Origin of the sequence: Candidatus Aquicultor secundus (assembly GCF_002791875.1) — a bacterium.
GTDB lineage: Bacteria > Actinomycetota > Aquicultoria > Aquicultorales > Aquicultoraceae > Aquicultor_A > Aquicultor_A secundus.
The window spans coordinates 1-10,530 of the sequence record NZ_PFNG01000088.1 but is presented as its reverse complement, the minus strand read 5'-3'; the positions used below and the strand labels follow the sequence as shown (position 1 = coordinate 10,530).

Annotated in this window: 10 protein-coding genes and 1 tRNA gene; 9 read left to right on the top strand and 2 right to left on the bottom strand. The window is 49.7% G+C overall.

Translation table 11 applies throughout. The features are described 5' to 3' along the window. The first annotated feature begins 265 nt into the window (after nucleotides 1-265). From COY37_RS03705 to COY37_RS03670, 8 genes are all read left to right on the top strand, one after another. Nucleotides 266-637: a YggT family protein gene (locus COY37_RS03705; protein ID WP_286677577.1), complete on the top strand. Its 372-nt coding sequence runs from the start codon at nucleotides 266-268 to the stop codon at nucleotides 635-637. A 221-nt stretch (nucleotides 638-858) separates the two neighbouring features. After that, a tRNA-Thr gene (locus COY37_RS03700) sits at nucleotides 859-932 on the top strand. 257 nt (nucleotides 933-1,189) lie between these two features. Further along, on the top strand, nucleotides 1,190-2,680 hold the full coding sequence (locus COY37_RS03695; RefSeq protein ID WP_286976175.1) for an outer membrane protein assembly factor BamB family protein: 1,491 nt from the start codon (nucleotides 1,190-1,192) through the stop codon (nucleotides 2,678-2,680). Between the two features lie 254 nt (nucleotides 2,681-2,934). Next, nucleotides 2,935-4,299 carry a hypothetical protein gene (locus COY37_RS03690; RefSeq protein WP_286976172.1) on the top strand — a complete coding sequence of 455 codons (1,365 nt, stop codon included), beginning with the start codon at nucleotides 2,935-2,937 and terminating at the stop codon, nucleotides 4,297-4,299. A gap of 81 nt (nucleotides 4,300-4,380) precedes the next feature. Further along, nucleotides 4,381-4,557, top strand: coding sequence for a hypothetical protein (locus COY37_RS03685; RefSeq protein ID WP_286677574.1), 177 nt, complete (start codon nucleotides 4,381-4,383; stop codon nucleotides 4,555-4,557). Between the two features lie 129 nt (nucleotides 4,558-4,686). After that, nucleotides 4,687-5,028, top strand: a complete 342-nt coding sequence (locus tag COY37_RS03680; RefSeq protein ID WP_286677573.1) for an ArsR/SmtB family transcription factor — start codon at nucleotides 4,687-4,689, stop codon at nucleotides 5,026-5,028. A gap of 324 nt (nucleotides 5,029-5,352) precedes the next feature. Next, nucleotides 5,353-5,922 (top strand): LemA family protein, encoded by a 570-nt coding sequence (locus COY37_RS03675; RefSeq protein WP_286677572.1) that lies wholly within the window; start codon nucleotides 5,353-5,355, stop codon nucleotides 5,920-5,922. A gap of 10 nt (nucleotides 5,923-5,932) precedes the next feature. After that, the gene (locus COY37_RS03670) at nucleotides 5,933-6,883 is read left to right on the top strand and encodes a TPM domain-containing protein (protein ID WP_286677571.1); all 951 of its coding nucleotides are present in this window, start codon (nucleotides 5,933-5,935) and stop codon (nucleotides 6,881-6,883) included. Nucleotides 6,884-6,940: 57 nt separating this feature from the next. Here the strand turns inward: COY37_RS03670 and fusA are convergent, their stop codons facing one another. Both fusA and COY37_RS03660 read right to left on the bottom strand, forming a co-directional pair. Next, nucleotides 6,941-9,022, bottom strand: coding sequence for an elongation factor G (fusA, locus tag COY37_RS03665; RefSeq protein ID WP_286677570.1), 2,082 nt, complete (start codon nucleotides 9,020-9,022; stop codon nucleotides 6,941-6,943). Between the two features lie 396 nt (nucleotides 9,023-9,418). Continuing rightward, on the bottom strand, nucleotides 9,419-10,123 hold the full coding sequence (locus COY37_RS03660; RefSeq protein WP_286677569.1) for a rhomboid family intramembrane serine protease: 705 nt from the start codon (nucleotides 10,121-10,123) through the stop codon (nucleotides 9,419-9,421). Nucleotides 10,124-10,330: 207 nt separating this feature from the next. Here COY37_RS03660 and COY37_RS03655 point away from each other — a divergent pair. Further along, a partial coding sequence (locus tag COY37_RS03655) for a DNA-formamidopyrimidine glycosylase family protein (RefSeq protein ID WP_286976166.1) occupies nucleotides 10,331-10,530 on the top strand: 200 nt, incomplete at its 3' end.

The following is a 10,530-nucleotide window of genomic DNA, read 5'->3' as shown; positions in this document are numbered from 1 at the left end:
ATTCTTCACTTCGTTCAGAATGACATGCAACAGCAGTCTGTGAGTGTTCTCTAGATTCTTCGCTTCGCTCAGAATGACACAATAATTATGGTGTTCTGGCACTAGCGTTTAGGCGTAGTCTAACTATCGTAAGAAGAAGGTTTTTATTCTGGCTCCTGGCTCCCAAATGGTTTTAAAAAACTGTATGCATTCCGTTTCCTCTGGCGTATAATATTCTGGAGTCAAACGACCTTGCACTGTCTTAGCGACGGCACAGGAGGCGTTCATGGAAAAAGTAGAAAACCACACCCAGATCGAGGCCCCGGTTCTCAACGAAAGCTCGGCATCTGCCGGAATTAAAACGCCTACAGAGATCAGTTCCAATATAAAAATCGCGCTAATCGTGGATTATATATTTTGGATAATGGTTGCGGTTGTGTTGCTCAGATTTGCATTTAAGCTTATCGGGGCCAACTCAAACAACGCGTTCGTAACCTTGATCTATAACTTCACAAACGCCTTCGTAGGCATATTCCAAGGGATTGTCGGTAATGTGATTTCGGGAACCATGGTCATCGAGTTCTCATCCCTTATAACCATTGTTATCTTCTGGCTGATCTATAAGGCGGCTCTCAGGCTTCTGGCCATTATGAAGTAATTTGGTCGTGAAGCTGACTGTTATTAAAAACCAAGGTTTGGCCGGCCGATAAGCCCGACCCCAGGATTCTCTGGGGGAAACACTGTTTCCGGCAACATGTAAGTTGATACTTTGAAATCCCGTGTGGTATAATCATGCTTGGCTATCAGGGTAGTTGAGCTGTGATATTGAGCACAGCTTTTCTTTATGTAGGCTCTGGAAATAGTCTAAGATAATTCCCTGCCTCCTTGGCTCAACTTGGCAGAGCACTCGACTTGTAATCGAGAGGTTACCGGTTCGATTCCGGTAGGAGGCTCAAAGTTGCCAACACCTCTGGTATCAAGCGGCATGAACCTTGCCGCGAAAAACCTCCTAAAAACAACGCTATAATCGCGCTGATACCCGCTTGTTTTAACTCCTACCGGGCCGGGAGCTTTTCATGCAAATTCGAGGGCAACTTGGGGATAGAATGATCGCCGAGTTGTGTTATCATTATCTATGGTTTATCAATGTAAAGATACCTTGGTTTAGCATGTAAGAAGCAAAAAGGTGCAAGGAGTTGAGAGGAAAGATATGTTCCTTGTTAACAGGCGGTCAGGTTTTATAGGTAGATTGGTGGTATTACTTGCGGGAGTAGTCCCACTTCTACTGTTTGGATTATCGGTTCCCGTACTCGCAGCTGCAACTGATAGCTGGGGCGTTTACCAGCATGATGCGGGCCATTCCGGTCGTAGCAACAATATTGCCCCGTCTCAACCGGGGATTCTCTGGGTCATCCAGTTTGGGACAAGCGGTAAGCCTTCCTCCCCGATAGTTGTGGGCGAAGACAGCAATTTTTATGTCGGTGTCGATGTTACGCCGTTTGATAAAGAGTCCTCCTCGACAACATCCACGGAGTCGTCAAAGCCCGACGCATCCGGTCACTCGGGGTTGTTCGCCTTTGCCCCCGACAAGAAGGTGCGGTGGGTCTCAAAGCTAACGGGCAAGGTAACAGGGTCTCCGGCAATCGGGAAAGATGCCGTTTACGCGGTTATAGGTACGACGCTGGCCGCGCTTAATAAGACTGATGGTTCGGTAAAATGGCAGGTGCCTCTTAACGGTGAATCTTCCGGCGGCATCATGCTTGGTAACGACGGCACCCTCTATGTCGGTACCGTAAAAGGTAAAACTCTCTATGCCGTTTCTAGCGATGGCAAAATCAAGTGGCAATACGCTGCAAGCGGGCAGATAGACGGCTCGCCTACATTAGGAAACGATAGCAGCGTTTACTTTACCGCACAGGACCTGTGTCTCTACGCCCTTAACGCTAACGGCTCTCTAAAATGGAAATATAAAGTAACTGAAAAAGGCGCAATTAAGCTTTCATCACCCATCCTGGCCCCTGACAACACAATTTATTTTGGTATGACCAGAGATGACGGACTATTAACTAAACAGGATGAGGACCAAAAGAAGCTGGGAAAGGGACGCCTCTTTGCAATTAAGCCGAATGGCGGCTTGAAGTGGTACTTTGAGGCGAAAGGCAAATCGGCGAATATGCCCGCGCTACAAAAGGACGGCACCATAATCTTCAGCACAACTTCTTTGAACTACACGGATGACAGGCAATACTGGCAGGGCGACTGCCGCGTGGAGGCTGTAATGCCTAACGGTGTGGAGAAATGGCCGTCCGATAGCGCCGATAACTCACATGAAGGCCCCGCTCTCATTGACGGCGCCGGTAATATTTTCGTGACTTCAACCGATGGCTTTCTTACCTGTATGGGGAAGAATGGCGTGATGATCTGGAGGGCCAAGGTTGGCGGTAAGGTTTCTATTGGGCCCAAAGGGATTCTCTATGTGGCGGCAAAGTCCTCAATTGGAGCGGTAACCCAAAGAGACTTAAGTAAAGAAACAAAGCAAAGCGAACAGATACAGGATGAATCCAACAGGGGCTCATCATACGGCACCTCATTACTCATCTATATCATCCCAATCGTCATCGCTGCCGCTATCGGCTATTTCTTTAAAACAAAGATAAGCGCAAACACCGACGGCGATAACAAAGGGGATTCAGAGGAATAGGATTGGCCTTTTATCTGATCATTCTTCTCAGGATTTGAATCCCATCTTTTGAAGCCCGGCCAAACGGTGGCTGAAACCGTATGGCCTCTTCCGCCGGTAGCAAGTTCCCCCCCCCTTAAAAACCTAATCTGCCTACCGGCTCTACCCGAACCCCGCACACCGTGAGCCCTAAAAAATCCCAACTAAGTGCCGATACATATAAGGAATTTCTTTGAAAATCCAGATAACGCTTGTTAAAGGCACGATTGGGTACAATGATAAAGAGACTGTTGTTTACAGTCGCCCTTATTGGTTCGTGTTTTGTTTCGGTGCCATACGCAGCAGCTAACGATTCAACTATGTGGAATACTTCGCAGCCCGTCGAACTTAAATCGTTCGATACGTCTTCGCAACAAACTCAAGCAATTAAGAAACTAACTAATATAACCCTTACTGGAACATACATCACCGCGCCGGGCAGGTGCAGGGGATGCCATGAATTTAAAAACGGGGTTGGCTATAAAACCATAAATATCGGCAAAACCGACGATGGTTCGTGTGACTGGTGCCATGCGGACGGCGCCGGCTCTGCATACTTCGTCGTTATGGACAACGACGAATTAAACGGTTCTGAAAACGGATCAGGCCATAGCCGTGGCTACGGTATTGCATCAGGTAAGTGGAGGGCTCCCGATGATACATACCCCGCTTTTGCCGCCAAATACTGGCGCGGGGGCATGTCGTGCCTCGACTGCCATCCGGCACATCCTTATCCGGGCCAAGGTTTCAGCCATAAAGCCAAAGGTACACCGTTTTATCAGGCTATAAACAGCGAGTTTGATAACGACATTCTAACCAAGAACCCCGACCAGGAGCGTAATGTCGAAACCGGTGTGCAGATATATGATGGATACAAGGGCAACTTCTCACGCGCCATCCCGTACCCCGTCCAGGGGACTATCATAAACTGGGACGATCTTGAAAATAGCGATTCACCCACCGCAGCTGAAACTGGTACTACTTACGGCAATGTTAATATGGTCAACCGGACGTGCATTGATTGTCATGACGGCGATGCAGGGCTTCATAACAACAACTCTCTAGTGTTTTCTGAAGAGAGGGCTTTAAGCGGCGATTATGGAATCAAAAGCTACGTTACGGCGCACTCACATGACTCGCAGGTAGACAAGACTACCGGAAAAGCGATATTCAACCCGGAAGACAAGCACAACAACGGGCCTGATTGCAGGAAGTGCCATAGCGGCGGTAGCGACTGTGATATGTGCCACGGATCATCCGGTATGTCTCTAACTAAAAAGCCGTCCTCCGGTATCATAAATAATCTTGATGTTGAAAAAAACAGCGTCTCTTCGGATATAAATTGCTCGCCCGATTGTATCAGTCTTGGTATTTCCTGGCCGCACCGCACTTTAGCCTGGAAGATGCTAAAAGACGAGCTTTTTGGAGTCGACATCGACGGAAAACCTATTGATGTCGGCCAAGTTAGAGACCACCTAGTCACGCAACTCTCCCTTGCTTCCCAGCCGGCGCAAGATCTCGACTCCGTATGTTTGGATTGCCATAACCCAAGGATATGGAATCATCGCGCCAAAGAAGCCTTTTTGCATGGGCTCCCCTAAAGCCCTGCCGACCGGTAATTTCAGGCGCAGAACAGGTTTGAGCTGCTCACTTGTAACAACCACAAGCAGTGTAATATAAAAATGAACATTAGTAACAAACCAAGAACAATTGTTCAGTGGTTGGTATATACCCTGTATGATAAGGTCGCGTTTCATGAGGTATTGCCCTTTGCGGATATCCTTTTCCTTAAACATCCTTTTGAGTCGGAAGAGCTGGCAGGAATAACGAACCCGGACGTGCTGATAAAAGCCCTGTAGCAGCAGGGGTCCGCATAGAGGACAAGCAAAACAATCCAGGCGGTACCCATAATTATCCGGCAACCCATTAATATTAAAGTAATTGACAGCCATCCCGCACAGTGATAGGATATTCTGATATTGGCATATATGCATAAGATTATAGGAGTCGGCATGGACCAGATGGGATTGAAAATACTGTTCTTCCAGGTGATGTCTGACCCGACCCGTCATAAAATCTTGTCTTTGCTTGAGAAAAGAGAAAAGATGTGTGTTAACGATCTTGTGCATGGACTACGTATATCCCAGCCGACCGTTTCCAAGCATCTGGCGTTGCTGCGACACGCGGGATTGGTTCTTGCCGCCAGAGAAGGACAGCAGGTGTTTTATTCGCTTAACGGGCGCAAATTGAGGAGTTGTTGTACGAAGTATTTTAGCGGGTTCTCGTGTTGCTCGGACCTTTTTAGTAACTCGGATATTCCAGACGCATAAACCCATATACCCGTATACCCATATCTTAAGCAAGGAGGTGCCTTTTTGATCAGAAGAAGATATATGCTTCGTGCCGTAGCGCATTGCTGTGAAGGTAAAGGAGCCCGGTCCTGAGCACGACATTAAAACGCTCTGTCCTGAGCATGACAGGAAAAGGCTCCACCGTCATAATTCTTTGATTTATAAAGAGTCCTATAAAGATATGCAATGAAGATTCACGCACTTATTAATTAATAGGTGTGATTGATAAGTGCCGGTAGGTATCGAGAACGGTGCCGCACGGCGCTTTTTATACGCAAATTCCCATAAAGGAGAATGGATAAAATGAGAAAGGGTCTCATCGTAGTAGGCATCCTCGTATTGCTGCTGGTAGGTCTTGGTGTTGTTTTTGGTGGGTATTACAACTCGTTTGTGACCAAGAGCAAGGCCGTTGATAACCAGTGGGCGCAGGTCGAGACGCAGTATCAGCGCAGGTTTGATTTAATACCGAACCTTGTCGCAGCAACCAAGGGCACATTAAAGCAAGAGCAAAAAGTCTTTGGAGAAATCGCCGAAGCAAGAACCCGCTATTCCGGGGCTCAGACCGCGACAGAGAAGGTAAAAGCCACTAACCAGGTCGAATCCGCATTGGCTCGCCTCCTGGTTATCATGGAGAACTACCCGCAGCTAAAATCGAACGAAACGGTCCAGCAGCTCATGGCGCAGCTTGAAGGTACCGAAAATCGGGTGTCGGTAGAGCGTCGCCGGTATAATGAGGTGGCGACCGAGTACAATATCAGCATTAGTCGCGTTCCCGGTGTGATGTTCGCAGGCATGTTCGGCTTTAAAGAGAGGACGTTGTTTAAGAGCGAAGCGGGTGCCGAGAAGGCCCCAAAAGTAGATTTAGGAAACTAGGCGAGATCATATGGCACGACAGGCACGACAAAAATCGCTTCTTACCGTTCTTGCTATCCTGCTCATTGCAGTAGTAGCGCTTGGCGTAAGTCCGGCGTTTGCCGATCTTAAGCTGCCGCAGCCGACAGGCTACGTTAACGATTTCGCCGGTATGTTGTCATCCGGCACAGTCAATGAGCTTAACGGCAGGTTAGGCGAATATGAGAAAAAATCGGGGAATGAAATCGCAGTTGTCACTGTAAAAGACTTGCAGGGAACAACCGTTGAGGACTTTGCCGTGCGGCTTTTTGAGAAGTGGAAAATCGGCAAGAAGGGTAAGGACAACGGTGTTTTATTGCTCATCGCGAAGGATGAGCGCAAGGTAAGGATTGAGGTAGGCTACGGCCTTGAGCCCGACCTGACCGACGCCCGGTCTTACAGTATTATCAATACCGTTATCACGCCAAAGCTTAAAGCAAATGAGTATGACCAGGGTGTGACCGCCGGAGTTGACGCGATCACCAAAACCCTCTCGGGGGAAGCCCCGTCTGCGGCAGATCCGCAGCCGTTTCAGGGCATCCGAACCCACGGACGCAACTTCAACGGCCTTATATACTTCGGGTTCTTCCTGATCCTCGGTGTGTTTCAGTGGCTTGTGTCTGTCCTCGGGCGCACCAAAAGCTGGTGGCTTGGCGGAGTTCTGGGGGGTGTGACCGGGCTTGCCGTTATGCTGTTCTCGGTAATGGCGGGGATCATCGCCATAGCCCTGCTTGTCCCCGTCGGCCTCTTGTTTGATTTTGTTGTGTCGAGGGCGTACGAGGCGCGCAAGAAGCATCCCGGCGATCGGAGCAACGCTATAACCCCAATCCCGTGGTGGGCCGGCGGTGGCTGGGGCCCCGGCGGCTCTGGTGGGGGCGGCGGCGATTTCGGCGGCTTCGGGGGCGGCGGCTCCGGCGGAGGCGGTGCCGGCGGTGATTGGTAATGCAACAAAAAAGAGGCGGCTGTTAAACCGCCTCTTTGATGATATTGGTGTATTCGCTTATGAACCGGCAGCGCGTTCTTTTTCGTACTGCTCGATGATCTTCTTGGCTGTGTCCGCCGGAACCTCTTCATAATGGTCGAACTCCATGTGGTATGCGCCACGGCCGGAGCTTATCGAACGGAGCGTGCTGGCATATGTCGACATCTCCGCGAGGGGGGCTAACGCGCTAATGGTGGTATTGCGACCGCGCGGCTCAGAACCCAGCGGCTTGCCCCGTCGGCTCGAGAGATCGCCGATAACGTCTCCCATATACTGGTCGGGAACAACTACCTCGACCTTCATGATCGGTTCGAGCAGAATCGGTTTGGCCTCCATGAAGCCCTTCTTGATCGCGAGCGATCCCGCAATCTTGAAGGCCATTTCCGAGGAGTCTACCGCGTGGTATGAGCCATCGTAGAGGGTAACCTTAATATCGACTACCGGATAGCCGGCCAAGATGCCTTGATCCATGACCTCTCTGATCCCTTTCTCGGCCGCCGGGCGGTATTGCTGAGGTACGACACCGCCGACGATTTTGTCTTCGAACACAAAGCCTTCGCCCCGTAGTCGCGGCTCGACTTTGATCCAGACGTCTCCGAACTGCCCGCGGCCACCGGATTGCTTCTTGTGTCTTCCCTGGACCGAGGCGTTACCTTTAATCGTTTCTTTAAACGGAATTCGCGGGGCAGACAGCGCGGCCTCGACCCCGAATTTTCTCTTTAGCCTCTCCGTAATAATGTCGAGATGCATATCTCCCATCCCTGAGAGTACCGTTTGATGGGTTTCGACATCTCTCTTAACGGTAAGGGTGGGGTCTTCTTCGGCGAGCCTGTTGAGTGACGTACCCAACTTTTCCTCGTCGCCCTTGGTCTTTGCTGAAGCAGCCACAGAAATAACGGGCTCGGGGAATTTAACCGGGGGAAGTATGACGGCTTTACCCTCATCGCAGAGCGTATCGCCGGTCATTGCATCGACAAGCTTGGCGACCGCCCCAATATCGCCCGCCGGAAGCTCTGCAACGTCTTCCTGCGTTTTTCCTCGAGCGACAAATACGTGGCCCACGCGTTCTTTTTTGCCGCGGCTCGAATCGGCTACCGTTGAATTAGCCTTGAAGCTACCCGAGAAAACCCTGAAGTAGCTGAGTTTACCGACATACGGGTCGGCGACCGTCTTAAATACAAGCGCTGCGAGGGGATCAGACTCGGTTGGCTTTCTTTCGATGTTTTCCTTGCTCTTTGGGTCGATTCCAGCGATAGCCCCCCTGTCCACAGGAGATGGGAGGTAGTCAACGATTGCGTTGAGCAGACCCTCGATACCAACCGAGGTAAAGGCGGCGGTGGCCGTAACGGGAATCACCGCGCCCGATGCAACCGCTTTTTTAATACCGGACATGACTTCGGCATCGGAGAGTTCCCCTTCCTCGAGGTATTTCTCCATTAGTGTGTCATCGCTCTCGACGATTCGCTCAATCAGTGCCTCACGAGCCGCTGCGGCTGCATCGGCCATATCCCCGGGGATATCCTCAATAGAGGTTTTCCCGTTGTTCGTTATATATGCTTTTTGCTTTAGCACGTCGATGACGCCCTTGAAGTCGGCTTCGCTCCCGATTGGGATTTGAAGGGGGGTGACTTTGTCGCTGTAAACTTCCTGCATTACTCTGAGCGTTTCATCAAAGTCGGCGTTCTCTTTGTCCATCCTATTGACGATGACTATCTTTGCCAGGCCGTATTCGTCTGCAATACCCCAGACGCGTTCGGTCTGCACCTCGAGGCCCGAAACCGCGTCGACGACGATTCCCGCGATATCGACAGCACGCAGAGCGCCGTAAACCTCACCGATGAAATCTGCGTATCCGGGGGTATCGACGATGTTGATCTTGTGGTTGTTAAATTCGCAGGGCGCAAGGGAGGCGTTGATTGAAAACTTGCGCCGTATCTCTTCGGGGTCGTAATCGGTCGTGGTATTGCCTTCGTCGACCTTACCAAACCTGCTGATCGCTCCTGTGGTAAAAAGCATAGCTTCAGCAATAGTTGTCTTGCCGCTTCCGCCATGGCCTGCCAGAGCCACGTTTCTGATGTTCGCTGATGCATATTTCTTCAACAATATCTCCTCCCAGAGCTTCAAAATTTGAAAGCCGTTGCAAATTATTTATTGACAATCGGTCGGACTCCCGACCGATTATTAATCAGCGTTTATGCGCTTAGATTTTCCGGTAAAGGTTCGATCATCTATTAGATCAGCAATTAAACCAGCTATTAGATTCAGGCACTAGGTAACAGGATACTTAAATGCCGTTATTATATCAAAATTTTTAGAACTCAGGATTAAAATAGAGCGAAGGACGTTGAATCAAGACTACTTATTTCTGCAAGTTCAATCCAGAGAGCATAGCTTTTAACAACTCTTATAGTATAGCAAAAATATTACCGCATACACCATGTTGTGTAATCTGCCGGCAACCTTTTGTCGGCTCGATCGCTCCTCTACTATTTCCTGCTAAAACTGCTGCGGTAGCCGGTGCTTGTGCCGGGGGATGAAGAGAGTCATAAGAAGGCCGGCGGCAAAGCCACCGATATGGGCGAAATAGGCCACACCTCCGCTTGCGGCGCCGCCCATACCGAAGAAGGCCGAAAATACTTGCAGGAGAAACCAGAAACCGATGACAACGATGGCGGGGATTCGCACGACCGTAAAGAAAAATATTATCGGTATCACCGTCAGCACGCGGGCGCTTGGAAATAGTATCAAGTAGGCTGCAAGAACGCCGGAGACGGCGCCGCTTGCCCCGATATTCGGGATCGTTGAGTTTGGGTCTATGGCGATTTGCAAAAGCGACCCCGCAATACCCGCAAAGAGGTAGAAGATTATGTATTTAAAGCGGCCGAACACATCCTCGACGTTGTTGCCGAAAATCCATAAAAAGAGCATATTAAAGCCAACGTGAAGCGGTAGTGGACTATCGTGCAAAAACATTGATGTGAAAAGCGATAGATATACCGGCTGTATCTGGTTTGATACAACCGGATGACCGGTCACAATAGCCTTGGGGAAGAGCGCATAGCGGTTATATAATTCTGCGAGCGCCTGCTGCCCGGGTAATGTCAGCGTATAAATGTAAATGGCTATGTTTATTGCGACCAAAGCGATCGTAACAATTGGGAACCGTCTAGTCGGATTATCATCCCGAATTGGTAAAAGCATAGTATCCTCACCAATGCATGTTGCATATCTTATTCCCTTTGGGACACCAGGATAACACGAAACACGGATAATTGCCCTGCGAGCCCTTGGATGGACAATGTAAGGGAATGTATGCTTATTTCTTTTTATTGTGTTACAAAAAAGGGAAAGCAAAAGTACGTCGAGAAAAGGGTTTGTTAGAGCTTTTGATAAAGTGTGGTGGTATGTATGCCGGAATTGCCCGAGGCGGAGACAATACGCAGGGAACTCGAAAAAACTGTTGTCGGGCGAAAGATTGTGAATGTTGAGATATCGGTGCCACGGGTGCTCAGGATGCCTGCAGAAGAATTTAAGCGGAGTGTGGATGGGGCAACGATAATCGGTGTCGGACGGCGGGCTAAGATGGTGATCGTTCGTCTTTCCTCCGG